Origin of the sequence: Amycolatopsis endophytica, assembly GCF_013410405.1 — a bacterium.
Taxonomy (GTDB): domain Bacteria; phylum Actinomycetota; class Actinomycetes; order Mycobacteriales; family Pseudonocardiaceae; genus Amycolatopsis_E; species Amycolatopsis_E endophytica.
Map to the genome: position 1 here is coordinate 2,959,350 of NZ_JACCFK010000001.1, position 14,381 is coordinate 2,973,730.

The 14,381-nt window shown below is 70.8% G+C and carries 12 protein-coding genes; 7 read left to right on the forward strand and 5 right to left on the reverse strand.

The window, feature by feature from the left end; translation table 11 throughout:
• Positions 1-2 precede the first annotated feature (2 nt).
• Together mtrB and HNR02_RS14725 are read left to right on the forward strand one after the other, a co-directional pair.
• Positions 3-1,697: an MtrAB system histidine kinase MtrB gene (gene mtrB / locus HNR02_RS14720; RefSeq protein WP_218902869.1), complete on the forward strand. Its 1,695-nt coding sequence runs from the start codon at positions 3-5 to the stop codon at positions 1,695-1,697.
• Entirely contained in the window at positions 1,694-3,439 is a 1,746-nt protein-coding gene (locus tag HNR02_RS14725) for an LpqB family beta-propeller domain-containing protein (RefSeq protein ID WP_179773745.1), read from the forward strand. The genes mtrB and HNR02_RS14725 overlap by 4 nt, the downstream gene beginning before the upstream one ends.
• Positions 3,440-3,464: 25 nt before the next feature.
• Here HNR02_RS14725 and HNR02_RS14730 read toward each other — a convergent pair whose 3' ends face one another.
• From HNR02_RS14730 to HNR02_RS14740, 3 genes are read right to left on the reverse strand one after another with little or no spacing between them, the layout of a single operon-like run.
• Positions 3,465-4,673 (reverse strand): metal-dependent hydrolase family protein, encoded by a 1,209-nt coding sequence (locus HNR02_RS14730; protein WP_179773746.1) that lies wholly within the window; start codon positions 4,671-4,673, stop codon positions 3,465-3,467.
• Positions 4,670-5,098 carry a GAF domain-containing protein gene (locus HNR02_RS14735; protein WP_179773747.1) on the reverse strand — a complete coding sequence of 143 codons (429 nt, stop codon included), beginning with the start codon at positions 5,096-5,098 and terminating at the stop codon, positions 4,670-4,672. The genes HNR02_RS14730 and HNR02_RS14735 overlap by 4 nt, the downstream gene beginning before the upstream one ends.
• Positions 5,095-6,486 (reverse strand): MFS transporter, encoded by a 1,392-nt coding sequence (locus HNR02_RS14740; protein WP_179773748.1) that lies wholly within the window; start codon positions 6,484-6,486, stop codon positions 5,095-5,097. The genes HNR02_RS14735 and HNR02_RS14740 overlap by 4 nt, the downstream gene beginning before the upstream one ends.
• Positions 6,487-6,580: 94 nt before the next feature.
• Between HNR02_RS14740 and HNR02_RS14745 the strand changes: the two genes are divergently transcribed.
• From HNR02_RS14745 to secA, 4 genes are all read left to right on the forward strand, one after another.
• Positions 6,581-7,501, forward strand: coding sequence for a MurR/RpiR family transcriptional regulator (locus HNR02_RS14745; protein ID WP_312861013.1), 921 nt, complete (start codon positions 6,581-6,583; stop codon positions 7,499-7,501).
• Positions 7,502-7,599: 98 nt separating this feature from the next.
• A complete protein-coding gene (locus tag HNR02_RS14750) occupies positions 7,600-8,262 on the forward strand; it encodes a ComF family protein (protein WP_179773749.1) in 663 nt (220 codons plus the stop codon).
• Between the two features lie 623 nt (positions 8,263-8,885).
• Positions 8,886-9,572, forward strand: coding sequence for a ribosome hibernation-promoting factor, HPF/YfiA family (gene hpf / locus HNR02_RS14755; protein WP_179773750.1), 687 nt, complete (start codon positions 8,886-8,888; stop codon positions 9,570-9,572).
• A 198-nt stretch (positions 9,573-9,770) separates the two neighbouring features.
• Positions 9,771-12,587, forward strand: coding sequence for a preprotein translocase subunit SecA (secA, locus tag HNR02_RS14760; RefSeq protein ID WP_179773751.1), 2,817 nt, complete (start codon positions 9,771-9,773; stop codon positions 12,585-12,587).
• A 73-nt stretch (positions 12,588-12,660) separates the two neighbouring features.
• Here the strand turns inward: secA and HNR02_RS14765 are convergent, their stop codons facing one another.
• A complete protein-coding gene (locus HNR02_RS14765) occupies positions 12,661-13,101 on the reverse strand; it encodes an Rv3235 family protein (protein WP_246338567.1) in 441 nt (146 codons plus the stop codon).
• A gap of 113 nt (positions 13,102-13,214) precedes the next feature.
• Between HNR02_RS14765 and HNR02_RS14770 the strand changes: the two genes are divergently transcribed.
• Positions 13,215-13,595: an HAD-IA family hydrolase gene (locus tag HNR02_RS14770; RefSeq protein ID WP_179773752.1), complete on the forward strand. Its 381-nt coding sequence runs from the start codon at positions 13,215-13,217 to the stop codon at positions 13,593-13,595.
• Here the strand turns inward: HNR02_RS14770 and HNR02_RS14775 are convergent.
• A complete protein-coding gene (locus tag HNR02_RS14775; protein WP_179773753.1) occupies positions 13,573-14,331 on the reverse strand; it encodes a TrmH family RNA methyltransferase in 759 nt (252 codons plus the stop codon). The genes HNR02_RS14770 and HNR02_RS14775 overlap by 23 nt on opposite strands.
• Positions 14,332-14,381: the final 50 nt, after the last annotated feature.

Sequence of the window (14,381 nt, forward strand, 5' to 3'; positions counted from 1 at the left end):
CGATGAAGCGAAGAGTCCTGGCCTTCGTCCGCGCGGTGCTGCGGCTGGCCCCCCGCGCGGGCTCGTACGCCCGCGGCCGTGCCGTCGCGTTCGGCGTGCTGTGGCGGCGGTCCCTCCAGTTCAAGGTGACCGTCTCGACCCTCGCGTTGTCCTCGGCGGTGGGGCTCGTGCTGGGCATGGTGCTGCAGAACCAGATCACCCAGCGCCTCACCGAGACCAAGCGCCAGGCCGCCATCGCGCAGACCCTCCAGGTCGTGCGCACGGCGGAGAACGAGCTGGTCGGCATCAGCGACCAGGACCAGCTCGCCGACCGGCTGCAGAACGCGCTGAAAAAGATCACCAGCAGTTCATCGGAGGACCAGGGCACGGCCGCGTCGGCGGCGGGCGCGTTCGAGCCGGTCCTGACCGCGGGCGGTGAGGACTCGGCCGAGTCGGCGGGGCCGATCACCAAGGTGCCCGACGGGCTGCAGCGGTTCGTGGAGAACAACCAGGTCGCCTGGCAGATCAACACCGACATCGACGAGGACGGCGTCCGCACGACGCACCTGATCATCGGCGCCCCGGTCACCAGCACCGGCCGCCCGATCCAGCTGTACCTGCTGTTCCCGATGACCGCGGAGCAGAACACGGTCCAGACGGTGCAGAACACCCTGCTCGTCGGCGGGCTGGTGTTGCTGGTGCTGCTGGCGGGCATCGCGAACCTGGTCACCCGCCAGGTCGTGCGCCCGGTGCGGCAGGCCGCGGCCGCCGCGGCCCGGTTCGCCGGCGGTGAGCTGGACGAACGGCTGCCGGTGACCGGCGAGGACGACCTGTCCAAGCTCGCGGTGTCCTACAACGAGATGGCCGCGAGCATCCAGCACCAGATCCGGCAGCTGGAGGAGTTCGGCACGCTGCAGCGCCGGTTCACCTCGGACGTTTCGCACGAGCTGCGCACCCCGCTGACCACCGTGCGCATGGCCGCGGACGTGCTGCACGCCTCCCGCGAGCAGTTCCCCGCGGGACTGGCCCGCTCCACCGAGCTGCTGGTCGACGAGCTGGACCGGTTCGAGGCGCTGCTCGGTGACCTGCTGGAGATCAGCAGGCTGGACGCCGGTGTCGAGGAGCTGGCCGCCGAGTTCATCGACGTGTCCTCGATCGCGCGGCGCGCGGTCGAGCAGGTCCGGGTCATCGCGGGCAACGCCGAGACCGAGATCGAGCTGGCGCTGCCGCCGGACGAGACGCTCGCCGAGATCGACGCGCGCCGGGTCGAACGGATCCTGCGCAACCTGCTGGCCAACGCCGTCGACCACAGCGAGGGCAACCCGGTGCGGCTCACGCTGGCCGCCGACGAGCACGCCGTCGCGATCACGGTGCGGGACCACGGCGTCGGCCTGCGGGCCGGAGAAGCCGATCTGGTGTTCAACCGCTTCTGGCGTGCCGATCCCTCCCGCAACCGCCGCACCGGCGGCACCGGGCTGGGGCTGGCGATCAGCCACGAGGACGCCCGCCTGCACGGCGGGCAGCTGGAGGCGTGGGGCGCGCCGGGCCACGGCGCGTGCTTCCGGTTGACGTTGCCGCGCAGGCAGGACGAGCCGTTCGAGGAGAGCCCGCTGCCACTGGTGCCGGACGACGCCCCGGCGACCAACGGGCACCTGCAGGTCGGGCTGCCGACCGAGTACACGATCACGATCGGTGAGATGCACAAGGAGGACGCGTGAAGCTCCCGGCTCGCCTGTTCGCCCTGGTCGCCTGCCTGGTGCTCGCGGCGGGGTGCGCGAACGTGCCCGAGGAGTCGCAGCCGGTCGCCGTCCCGCAGCAGGAGCTGGGGCAGCAGGTCAACCCGGACGTGCCGCAGCCGGCGAAGGACCTGGACGCGCTGACCGTCGTCCGCGACTTCGTGCGCGCCAGTGCCCAGCCGATCAGCAACAACGCCGCCGCGCGCATGTACCTCGACGACGCGGCCGCCAAGGCGTGGACGCCGGGCAAGCTCATCACGATCATCGATGACGTGTTCGCGACCGTTCCGGCGACGGGCCAGGACACCACCGCGAACCCCAACGAGGTCAACGTCGTGCTGCGTGGCACCGGCCTCGGCACGCTGCGCGAGGACGGCGGGTTCATCTCGCTGCGCGCGCCGGTGGAGTTGAAGCTGCTGGTGCGCCGCCAGTCCGACGGGCAGTGGCGCATCACGAACCCGCCGCCGAACCTGGTGATGCCCAACAGCGACTTCAACGCCAACTACGTCCGGGTGCAGGCGTTCTTCTTCGCCCAGGACTCGAACACGGTGGTGCCCGATCTTCGTTACGTGGCAGGCAAACCGCAGTCCGGGCTGGCCGGCCGGGTGGTCGGGCTGCTGCTGTCGGGGCCGTCGTCGAGCCTCGTCGGAGCGGTGCGCAACCTACTGCCCGAGGACGCGACCACCGAGGGCAACGTGACGACCGCGGCGGACGGAGCGCTGGTCGTCGCGCTGACCGGGGTGGCGGACCAGACGGCGGACGTGCGCCGGCTGATCGCCGCGCAGATCGTGTTGTCCCTGCAGTCGGTGACGACCAACCGGGTGCGGTTGCTCTCCGACGGCGCCCCGCTGGTGGACGGGCACGAGGAGTGGGTGCCGAGCGACCTGCCGTCCTACACCGCGCTCGCGTCGCCGAGCGCGGACCAGCCGGGGCTGGTCACGGTGAACGGGCGGGTGCGGTCGCTGGGGGACGGTTCGCTGATCTCCGGTCCGGCAGGCCAGGGCAGCGGGTACCAGGTGGCGAGCGCCGCGCAGTCGATCGACGGCCGTCAGCTGGCGGTCGTGGAGTACGCCGACGAGCGTCAGCGGTTGCGGGTCGGGCAGTTCGGCAAGGACGCCCCCGCGGTCGATCTGGCCGGCGCGACGATGACCCGCCCGACCTGGCGACCCACGGCGACCGCGGACGGTTCCGGTGAGGTGTGGACCGTCGTGGACGGACAGACCGTGGTCCGCGCGCTGCGCATTTCGGACGGCAGCTGGGTGCCGCAGGTGGTGAACGCCGACGAGATCCTGCAGGTCGGGCCGATCAGCGTGCTGCGGTTGTCGCGGGACGGCGCGCGGGCCGCGGTCGTGGCGGGCGGTCAGCTGCTGGTGGCGTCGGTGGTGCGGGCGCAGGACTCGGTGACGCTGCGGGCGCCGCGGATCCTGCAGGGCGGCACGCTGGGCGGCGTGATCGACGTGGACTGGCTGAGCCAGGACACCCTGGTCGCCGCCACGACCATGCCGTCGCAGCCAGTGGTCAAGATTTCGATCGACGGCCTGCGGCTGGACCCGTTCAACATCTCGAACCTGACGTTGCCGGTGCACGCGATCACCGCGGCGCCCGGCCGGTCGATCGTCGTGGCCGACGACGGGGGCCTGTGGACGGCCTCCGACATCGGCGAGGTGTGGCGGCCGCACCCGCACAGCTTCGGCGGCAATGCGTCGCCGTTCTACCCGGGCTGAGGACGCCCGGGCAGAACGACGGGTTTCAGCCGGAGACGATCGTCCCGGCCTGGATGATGTGGCGGAAGTTCTCCGGCTCGGCCAGGACGCCCACATCGGCCAGCGGGTCGCCGTCGACGACGAGCAGGTCGGCGTGCGAACCCGGCCGCAGCGTGCCGATTTCGCCGGACAGGTTCACCAGCTCCGCCGCCACCGAGGTCGCCGAGCGGATGATCTCCAGCGGCGACTGCACCTCGGCCCGCAGGCGGAACTCGTGGTTCTGGTGCCGGTGCATCCCGCCGAGCAGGTCCGTTCCGTACACGATCCGCACCCCGCCGCGCACTGCCCGCTCCAGGGCGGCCAGTCCCGCGCCGAGCACGTCGTCGACCTTGCGCCAGCTCGATTCGGGCAGGCCGAACTCGCGGCCCTCGTTCTTGAGCGCCCAGTACGTCACGAGCGTCGGCACCAGGAACGCGTCGTGCTCGCGGAACAGTTCGACGCTGCGGTCGTCGATGAGGTTGCCGTGCTCGATCGACCGGATTCCCAGCGACAGCGCGCGGTTCACGGCCCGCGCGGTGTAGGCGTGCGCGGCGACGTACCGGTTGGCCGCCTCCGCCTCCTCCACGATCGCCCGCAGTTCGTCGGCCGAGTACTGCGTGGAGTCGATGCGGTCGGTCGGCGAGGCGACGCCGCCGGAGGCCATCACCTTGATGTGGTGCGCGCCCTTGCGCAGCTCGTCCCGCGCCGCCTCGCGCACCGCGTCCACGCCGTCGGCCACGCGACCGAGACCGGCGCAGCAGGGATGGTCGTCGTGCACGCGGGTCCCGCGGTTGCGGTTGTCGCCGTGCCCGCCGGTCTGGCTCAGCGCGCGCCCGCAGAACAGCAGCCGCGGACCGCGGAACAGCCCCTCGGCCTGCGCGTCGGCCAGACCGTAGTCGGCGCCGGACGCGTCGCGCACCGTGGTGAACCCGCGGTGCAGCATGTCGCCCATGATCCGCGCGCTGTGCAGGGCCGCGTACGTCGGTGACGTGGACGGCAGCGAGCCCAGGTCCGCGGTCGACGCCGTGACGTGCACGTGCGCGTCGACCAGCCCGGGCATCACGACCGCGCCCCGCACGTCCTCCACCCGCGCGTCCCCGGCGCTCAGTCCGGGCCCGGTTTCGACGATCCGGCCGTCGGCGCACCGCAGGTCGCCTTCGGTGTAGTCACCGGTCTCCGGATCGAGCAGCACAGCGTTGCGCAGCACCAGGTTCATCGCGTGACCTCCCGCAGCGCGGGGACGGCCAGCGGAGCCAGCTCGACCGCGGCGGCCATCGAGGTCTCGTCGTAGCTGCCTTCCGCGTCGAGGATGTTCAGCGCTCCCAGCGTCTTCCCGCCGTCGACCACCGGCACGTTGATCACCGCGCCGCAGCCGAGCGAGTCGATCAGGTCCGCGTCGGCGAACACCTCGCGCACCCCGGCGCGGTCCGCGCCCAGGTAGGGCTGCTGCTTCCCGATGCACTGCTCCAGCCATCCCGCGGCGATTTCGACGGTCTTCTCACCGCCCACCGGGTACTGCTCCGGATGGCTGCTGTACACCCGGCGCATCGCGCGACGCTCCGGGATCCAGGCGAGCACCGTGAACAGCCGCACGCCGATCGTCTCGGTCACGCGCCGTTCCACTGTGGACAGGTCGGTCACTTCGTCATCTCCTTCGTGGCGGCGACGGGCGCGCCGTCCTCGGTCAGCTCTTCCAGCGACCGGCCCGCGGTGGACAGGCCGAACACCATCACGCACAACACGCCCGCCGCGAGCACCGCCGTGGTCAGGCCGAACACGCCGGCGAAGCCGAGGCTCGCCGCGGAGACGCCGATGATCGTCGGCGCGAGGATGCTGCCGACCCGGCCGAACGCGCTGGACAACCCGGTTCCGGTGGCACGGATCCAGGTCGGGAACACCTCCGGCGTGTAGGAGTAGACGCCGGCGTACGTGCCGTTGAGGAAGAACGAGAGCACCGCGCCCGCGAGCGTGATCGACCACGGCGCGCTCATCTGGCTCAGCCAGAACGCGCTGACCGCGGAACCGGCGAGGTACAGCGCGATGGTGTGCTTGCGGTCCAGGCGTTCGGACAGCCACGCCGCGGAGAAGTACCCCGGGACCTGGGCGAGGTAGATGATGATCGAGAACTCGAAGCTCTTGGTCACCGTGATGCCGCGCTCGACCAGCAGGGTCGGGATCCAGGAGAAGAAGCCGTAGTAGGAGAACGTGATCACGAACCAGACGGCCCAGATCACCGCGGTGCGGCGCGCCATCTTCGGGCTCCACAGGAACTTCAGCGCGGTGAACAGCCCGACCTTGGGTGTCTTGGTCAGCGGTTCGGTGACGGTCTCCGGAACCGGGGGCAGTGGTTTGCCGGTCGCCTTCTCGACGTCCCGTTCGATCTTGGCGACCACGCGTTCGGCCTCGTCCGTGCGGCCCTGGGTGAGCAGGAACCGGGGCGACTCCGGCAGTGAACGCCGCCACCACAGCAGGAGCACGATCGGCAGCGCGGTGACCACCTGGGCGACCCGCCAGCCCTCGGGGACCGCGGACACCACGAACCGGCCGATCAACGCGGCCGCGACGAAACCGAACGAGAAGAACCCGGCGAGCGCGCCGACGAACCAGCCACGCCGCTTCGCGGGCACGAACTCGGACAGGAACGGCGCGATGATCGCGCTTTCCGCGCCCGCTCCGGCACCGGCGAGGATCCGCGCGACCAGGAAGACCTCGTAGTTCGGGGAGAAGGCGCCGACGACGGAGAACACCGCGTAGAAGGCGAGCGCGTACATCATCACCTTCTTGCGGCCGATGCGGTCGCCGAGCAGGCCCGCCGCGATCGCGCCGAAGAGGAACCCGAACGGCGTCGCGGACCCGATGAGGCCGAGCTGCCCGTTGCTGAGCCCCCAGACCTCCTTCGCGCTGGGCAGCAGGAACGCGACGACCGCGGAGTCCATGCCGTCGAAGGTGTAGCCGAGCCCGCCGATCAGCAGCAGGAGGTAGTGGGGGCGGCTCAGGGGGAGCCGGTCGAGCCGTGCCAGCAGGGTCATGACACGCCTTCCGTTTCGGTGACGGGGTCGGGTCAACGTAGCCTGCAAAACGAATAAACTGCAATACGCTTTGCATGGCTGTAACAAGGCGGGCGTGGGATACGGTGAGCGCCGTCAGGAGGGGCGATCGGTGGCGGACGAGGGCTTCGAGGAGTGGCTGCGCGAGCGGACACCGGCGCGCGGGTTGCGGCCGAAGTCCGCCTCGGTGCTCGAGGTGCTGGTCTCGCACCCACGGCAAGCGTCCTTCGGATCCACCGGTGACCTGGCGAAGCTGGCCGGGGTGAACGTGGCGACGGTGACCCGGACGGCGCAGGCGCTCGGCTTCGCCGGATGGCCCGCGCTGCAACAGGAGTTGCGGGCGCGCTACCTGTCCTCGCTGAGCGCGCCGCAGGTGGCCGAGGAGCACCACAGCGCCGGTTCGCCCGCGTCGGCGTCACTGCGGCGGGACCTGGACAGCCTGGCGCTGGTCAACCGCCGGTTCGACGACGAGGACCTGCGGGCGGTCGCCGAAGCGGTCGCCGCGGCCGGCCGCACGGTCGTCATCGCCGACGGGAGCTACGCGGCCGTGGGAATCGCCTTCGCGCACAACGCCCGGCTCGCCGGTTACGACGTGCACGCGGTGACCGCGGGCGACGCCGAACTGGCGAACGTGACGGCGAAGATCACCTCGGACGACGTGCTGGTGGCGATCAGCTTCTGGCGCCTCTACGAAAGCACCGTCCGAGCCGCGAACGAGGCGCACGACCGGGGCGCCCGGGTGTTCGCCATCAGCGACGCCGCGAGCCCCGCGCTGACCGCGGCCGCCGAGCGGGTGCTGATGGTGCCGGCCGAAGGGGTCACGTTCTTCCCGTCGATGACCGCGGGAATGGCGCTGGTGCAGGCGATCGTGGCCCAGCTGGCGGCGGTCGACCCCGCGCGCACGGGCAGGTCGATCGAGGCCGCGGAGGCGATGTGGTCCCGCTTCGAGTTGCTGCACCGGCGGCCGACGGGCGCGCGGCGGGCGGAGGATCGCTGAGTTCGGGTTCGGCGGGCGGTTACTCCATTTGATCTACATTCCGGCCCGGGGACCGGGAGGGACCCGAAACTGTCGGCGCCGGTGCGCACACTCTCCGCATGAACCTCGGAAGTCTCGCCCTCGACCTGTTGCTCCCCGCCCTCTGCGCCGGTTGCGGCGCTCCCGGTGCCGCCTGCTGCCCGGCCTGCCGTGGCGACCTCAGCCGCCCGCAGCCGGCGCCTCGCAGCACCGTCGCTGTTCCCGTGCACGCCCTCGCCCCCTACAGCGGGATCCCGCGCAGCCTCGTGCTGGCCTACAAGGAACGGGGCCGCCGTGACCTCGCCGATCCACTGGGCCGCGCGCTGGCCGAAGCGCTGCCCGGCCTGCCCGGGGCGCGAGCCGCGCCGGAGGGAACGTGGTGGCTCGTCCCCGCGCCGTCCCGCCGCCCGGCATCCCGCCGCCGCGGCGGCGCACACCTGCTGCGACTGGCCCGCCGGTGCGCCCACCACCTCGCACGTGCCGGTCACGGCGCCGCCGTCGCCCCGGTGCTGCGGCTGTCCTCGGGCGCCCGCGACGCGGTGGGCCTCGACCGCGACCAGCGAGCCGCCAATCTGGCCGGTCACGTCCGGCTCGACGAACGGGGCCGCCCACCGCCCGGAGCCCCCGTCGTCCTCCTCGACGACGTCATCACCACCGGCGCCACGATCGCCACGTGCGCCCGCATGCTCGCCGCCGCGGGCTGGGAGGTGGGCGTGGCGCTGGTCCTCACGTCGGCGGGCTGAGCGCCCGGCGGTCCCGTCGAGCCGTTCGCGCTGACCGTTGTTCAACTCCCGCCGCGAAACCTGCGCGCCCCGGGCGCGCCGCCTTTACCGGTGATCACCGGTAAAGGCGGCGACGGCACCGCCGCCCGCAAACCCGGATGTCACCCAACCGGGCACACCTCGCCGGGAACGCGGGCACGCTCGCGGCCGTTGTCCGGACATGAGGCCCTGGAACGCCGGAGCGGCTCGACCGCAAGCGCCCAGGGGAGTGCTGCGGCTCGCGCACCCGATCGTCACCCACCGAGCGGGACGCCGGGAATCGTCGCGATGTCAAGGTGAAAACCGGCCCCTCGTTCTGCTCCGAACGGAGCAGCAGGTCATCGTGCCTGGACGGGTTCAGACGCGCACGGTCACCGGATCCCGCTGGGTGACATCCCCCGGCTCGGGGGGTTTTGTGATCCGCGTTACCGCGCTAGCGTGCAGCGCTATAGCAAGTCCCGCCGGCAGGGAGGTGAACAGCCGATGACCCTGGCGCCGACGGAACATTGACCCCCGGTTCTGCCATCAGGCCGGTGGGGAGGGAGCGGCGTCGGCGCCGTCCATGAGAGCTCTCGAACTCGTTTCCGCAATGAGGGAGGTCGCGTATGGAAATCGTCGTCAAAGGCCGTAACGTCGAGGTGCCGGAGCACTACCGCGCGCATGTCGGTGAGAAGCTCGAACGCCTGCAGCGCTACGACAAGAAGGTCTTCCGCTACGAGGTGGAGCTCCACCACGAACCGAATCGCCGCCAGCTGAAGAACTGCCAGCGCGTGGAGATCACCGGCCGTGGCAAGGGCCCGATCGTCCGGGCGGAGGCTTGCGCGGGCGATTTCTACGCCGCGCTCGACACCGCACTGAACAAGCTCGAGAACCGCCTCCGCAAGATGCACGACCGCCGGCGTGTCCACTACGGCCGCCGCTGCCCGGAGTCCGTCGCCGAAGCGACGTCGAGCGCCACCGCCGCGGGAGCGACGCCGGCCACGAGCCGGGCGTCCACCGCAGTGCTCGAGGCGCCCGCTCCCGTGATCGAAGAGGTCTCCGCCGCCTCGGCGGAAGAAATCGAGCTGCCCATCCAGCAGCGCTGGGACGACGAGGCCGCCGAACACCTCCCCGGCCGCATCGTCCGGGAGAAGAACCACTCTCCCAAACCCATGACCATCGACCAGGCCCTCTCCGAGATGGAGCTGGTCGGGCACGACTTCTACCTGTTCAACGATGTCGAGGCCGGCGTCCCCAGCGTCGTCTACCGGCGCAAGGGCTTCGCCTACGGAGTGATCCGCCTGGCCCACTGACGGCGCCCGAAAACGGCCCGCGCGCGTCTCGCGCGCGGGCCGTTTCGCGCATGTTCGCACGTTGCGTGCGCGTACGCACGCTGCTTCCCTACGATGGAGGGTGCGCACGACCCGCACCACGGGTCGGACAGGGTTCGGACACGGCGCGGTCCCGGGACAGAGCCTGGGTGCGTCCCAACAGCTAGTGAGGTCGACCGGATGGTTCTCAACCGCCTGCTGCGTGCGGGCGAGGGCAAGATGATCAAGCGGCTGCGCAACATCGCCGACCACATCAACTCCCTCGAAGACGAGGTGAAGGACCTCACCGACGACGAGCTGCGCGCGAAGACCGTCGAGTTCCGCGAGCGGCACGACGGCGGCGACGGCGAGTCGCTGGACGACCTCCTGCCCGAGGCGTTCGCGGTCGCCCGCGAGGCCGCGCGCCGGGTGCTCGGCCAGCGCCCCTACGACGTCCAGCTGATGGGTGGCGCCGCGCTCCACCTCGGCCAGGTCGCCGAGATGAAGACCGGTGAGGGCAAGACCCTGACCTCGGTGCTGCCGGTGTACCTGAACGCCGTCTCCGGCAAGGGCGTCCACGTCGTCACCACCAACGACTACCTCGCCAAGCGCGACTCGGAGTGGATGGGACGCGTCCACCGCTTCCTCGGTCTCGAGGTCGGCGCGATCCTCGCCGAGATGACGCCCGCGGAACGCCGCGCGGCCTACCACGCCGACATCACCTACGGCACGAACAACGAGTTCGGCTTCGACTACCTGCGCGACAACATGGCCTGGACCCTGGACGACTGCGTCCAGCGCGGGCACAACTTCGCCATGGTCGACGAGGTCGACTCGATCCTGATCGACGAGGCCCGCACACCGCTGATCATCTCCGGTCCGGCGGAGCAGTCGGCCCGCTGGTACGTCGAGTTCGCCCGCATGGCGCCGTTGATGAAGCGCGACACCCACTACGAGGTCGACGAGCGCAAGCGCACCGTCGGTGTCACCGAGAAGGGCGTCGGCTTCATCGAGGACCAGCTCGGCATCGACAACCTCTACGAGTCGGCGAACACGCCGCTGGTCGGCTACCTGAACAACGCGCTCAAGGCCAAGGAGCTGTACAAGCGCGACAAGGACTACATCGTCCGCGGCGGCGAGGTCCTGATCGTCGACGAGTTCACCGGCCGCATCCTGGCGGGCCGCCGCTACAACGAGGGCATGCACCAGGCGATCGAGGCAAAGGAAAGCGTCGAGATCAAGGCCGAGAACCAGACGCTGGCCACGATCACGCTGCAGAACTACTTCCGCCTCTACGACCGCCTCGCCGGCATGACCGGTACCGCCGAGACCGAGGCCGCGGAGTTCCACCAGACCTACAAGCTGGGTGTGGTGCCGATCCCGACGAACCGGCCGATGATCCGCAAGGACCAGCCGGACCTGATCTACAAGACCGAGGAGGCGAAGTTCGAGGCGGTCGCCGAGGACATCGCCGAGCGGCACGCCAACGGCCAGCCGGTGCTGGTCGGCACCACCAGCGTCGAGAAGTCGGAGTACCTGTCGAAGCTGCTGGTCAAGCTGAACGTCCCGCACGAGGTGCTGAACGCGAAGTACCACGACCGGGAAGCGCTGATCATCGCGCGCGCCGGGCGCAAGGGCGCGGTCACGGTCGCCACCAACATGGCAGGCCGCGGTACCGACATCGTGCTGGGCGGCAACCCGGACATCATCGCCGACGAGCGGCTGCGTGAGCGCGGTCTGGACCCGGTCGAGAACTCCGCCGAGTACGAGGCCCTGTGGCCGAAGGTGCTCGAGGAGGTCAAGTCCGAGGCCAAGGCCGAGGCCGACGAGGTCCGTGAGGCGGGCGGCCTGTACGTGCTGGGCACCGAGCGGCACGAGTCGCGCCGCATCGACAACCAGCTGCGTGGCCGGTCCGGTCGTCAGGGCGACCCCGGTGAGTCGCGGTTCTACCTGTCGCTCGGCGACGAGCTGATGCGCCGGTTCAACGCGGTGATGGTCGAACGGGTCATGACCACCATGCGGCTGCCGGACGACATGCCGATCGAGCACAAGATGGTGTCGCGGGCCATCAAGAGCGCTCAGACGCAGGTCGAGCAGCAGAACATGGAGATCCGCAAGAACGTCCTCAAGTACGACGAGGTCATGAACCAGCAGCGCAAGGTCATCTACGCCGAGCGCCGCCGGGTGCTCGAGGGTGAGGACCTGTCCGAGCAGATGCAGCACATGCTGCTGGACGTGCTGACCGCGTACGTCGAGGGCGCCACCGCCGAGGGGTACGCCGAGGACTGGGACCACGACAAGCTGTGGACCGCCTTGAAGCAGCTCTACCCGGTGTCGGTGGACTGGGAAGAGCTGATGGAGGAGCACGACGACCTCGGTTCCGACGTGCTCCGGGACGCGCTGGTCGAGGACGCGAAGTCGGCTTACGCGAAGCGTGAGGCCGATATCGACGCCAAGGTCGGCGAGGGCGCGATGCGCCAGCTGGAGCGGCAGGTGCTGCTGTCGGTGCTGGACCGCAAATGGCGTGAGCACCTCTACGAGATGGACTATCTCAAGGAGGGCATCGGCCTGCGGGCCATGGCGCAGCGCGACCCGCTGATCGAGTACCAGCGCGAGGGCTTCGACATGTTCGGCGCGATGCTGGACTCGTTGAAGGAGGAGGCCGTCGGCTTCCTGTTCAACCTGCAGGTCGAGGCGGCGCAGCCGCAGGAGGCGGCGGCACCCGCGCCCGCCGCGGCCGCGCCCGTGACGGCGAACGGCCGCCACGCGCAGGCCGTGCCGGAGCAGCAGCCCGAACCGGCCCGCCCCGCGGTGCCGAACGCGTTGCGCGGCAAGGGACTCGGCAACGAGAACCCGCAGCAGGGCCTGACCTTCTCGGGCCCCGCCGAGCAGGGCGGCGTCCAGTCCCGCGGCACGGCGACCGCCTCGTCCGACGGGGAAGCCGCCGGTGGCTCCACCCGCCGCGAGCGCCGCGCGGCTGCCCGCACCCAGGCGAAGAAGGGCAAGAAGCGCCGCTGAGCAGCGCCCTCCGACGGGCCGGCACCCGCCCGGTGCCGGCCCGTCCCCCAACGTCACAGCGGGGAAGCGCGTGTCAGGGGCTGGGCTGCGGCTGTACCAGCAGGAAGAAGCTGCACCGCCATCCCAGTTCCGTCTGTTCGAACTTCGCCATCACGGCGGAGGCCCGCTGGTCCGCGTGGGCGGTGCCGCACACCTCGACCCGGCCTTTCGCGCTTTCGCTGGCCCGCACGGATTTCACCGTGTACCGCGGGCCTCGCGACGGCGGCGCTGCCCGCAGGTACTGGTACATCCGCGGCGTGAGGACCGGCCGCAGCTGGCCCGGCGACCGCCGCCCCGTGCTGACCTCCAGGATGGCCGTCAGTACGGCCCGAGCGTGCCGCAACTCCAGTGGCTCCCCGGCGCGGCCCAGCATTCGCGCGAGCGGTGGGCGGCTCTGCTCGGGCATCAAAACCGGCGCCGGTGCGCCCCGGTTCGGTTCGTACGGGTGCACTGGCAGCAGGTGTGTCCTCGTCAACGATCCCCCTCGAATCGGCAGGCACCGAGTTGTGCCGCTCCTTAGAGCGCCCCAGCGGTCCGTTCCGGACAGCCGTGCCTCGAAGGGGTGACCCGGCCGATAGGGTCGGGCTCGTGCTGCGTGGACTGATCCTGGATTTCGCCGGTGTCCTGACCGACCCGGACGCGAAAGATCTTCTCGCAGTCGTCGACGACCTGCGCCGCAAGCGAATCCGCACCGCGCTCCTGTCCAATGCGGACGGTCGCGGCGGGAACGGTCCGCTCGCCCGCCACTTCGATGCGCTCGTCTTCTCCGGTGAGGTCGGTCTCGCCAAACCGGATCCGCGTGTTTTCCTCCTCACCGCCGAGCGTCTGGGTCTCCCGGCACCGGCGTGCGTGATGGTGGACGATTCGCGCCGGAACATCGAGGGCGCGACGGCCGCGGGCATGGTGGGCGTGCACCATACGTCGGTCGAGGGCACGCTCGCCGAACTCAGTGCGTTGTTCCCCGCCTGACCAGTTCGAAGCACAGGACGGCCGCGGCCGCGGAGACGTTCAGCGATTCGACCTCGCCGGGCATCGGGATCGACAACCAGCCGGTCACCAGTGACGCGACCTCCTCGCTCACCCCGCCCGTCTCCCCGCCCAGCACGAACGCGGCCCGCTCCGCCAGCGGCGCCTCGAACAGCGATTCCGCGCCACCCGCGCCCAGTGCATACAGCCCGTATCCCGCCTCGACCAGCATCGATGCGGCCTCCGCGGCGGTCGCGCACCGCAGGACCGGCGCCCGGAACGCCACCCCCGCCGACGCCTTCACGACCAGCGGGTCCAGCGCCGCCACGCCCCGCCGCGGAACCACGATCCCGCCGAGCCCGGCCGCCGTCGCGGTGCGCAGGATCATCCCCACGTTGGCGGGCGTCGTGATGCCGTCCAGCAGCAGCACCCGGGCCGGTGCGTCGGCCAGCGCCGTGCTGAGCGGCTTCATCCGCGGCGCCACCACGTCGGCCAGCACGCCCTGGTCCTGCTTGCCGTTGCCCGCCAGCACCTTCACCCGGTGGGCGCTCGCCCGCTGCACCGGTACGCCCGCCGCCTTCGCCGCGCGCTGGATCTCCGCCGCGGCAGGGCCGCGGGCGGTGTCGGCGAGGATGACCTTGTCCACCCGCAGGTCCGGGTCGTCCAGGGCCTCCAGCACGGGTTTGCGACCGTAGACGGTCAGGAAACGGTCTTTCGGGGAGACGGTCGTTTCAGCCACCCGCGAAAGCCTAGTAACGCGCAGCGTTTCCGTTGAGGGCGGTGGCGGGC

Coding starts and splice junctions, on each gene's coding strand:
- mtrB (WP_218902869.1), top strand. CDS start 3: ATGAAGCGAAGAGTCCTGGCCTTCGTCCGCGCGGTGCTGCGGCTGGCC.
- HNR02_RS14730 (WP_179773746.1), bottom strand. CDS start 4,673: ATGAACCTGGTGCTGCGCAACGCTGTGCTGCTCGATCCGGAGACCGGT.
- HNR02_RS14740 (WP_179773748.1), bottom strand. CDS start 6,486: ATGACCCTGCTGGCACGGCTCGACCGGCTCCCCCTGAGCCGCCCCCAC.
- HNR02_RS14750 (WP_179773749.1), top strand. CDS start 7,600: ATGAACCTCGGAAGTCTCGCCCTCGACCTGTTGCTCCCCGCCCTCTGC.
- hpf (WP_179773750.1), top strand. CDS start 8,886: ATGGAAATCGTCGTCAAAGGCCGTAACGTCGAGGTGCCGGAGCACTAC.
- secA (WP_179773751.1), top strand. CDS start 9,771: ATGGTTCTCAACCGCCTGCTGCGTGCGGGCGAGGGCAAGATGATCAAG.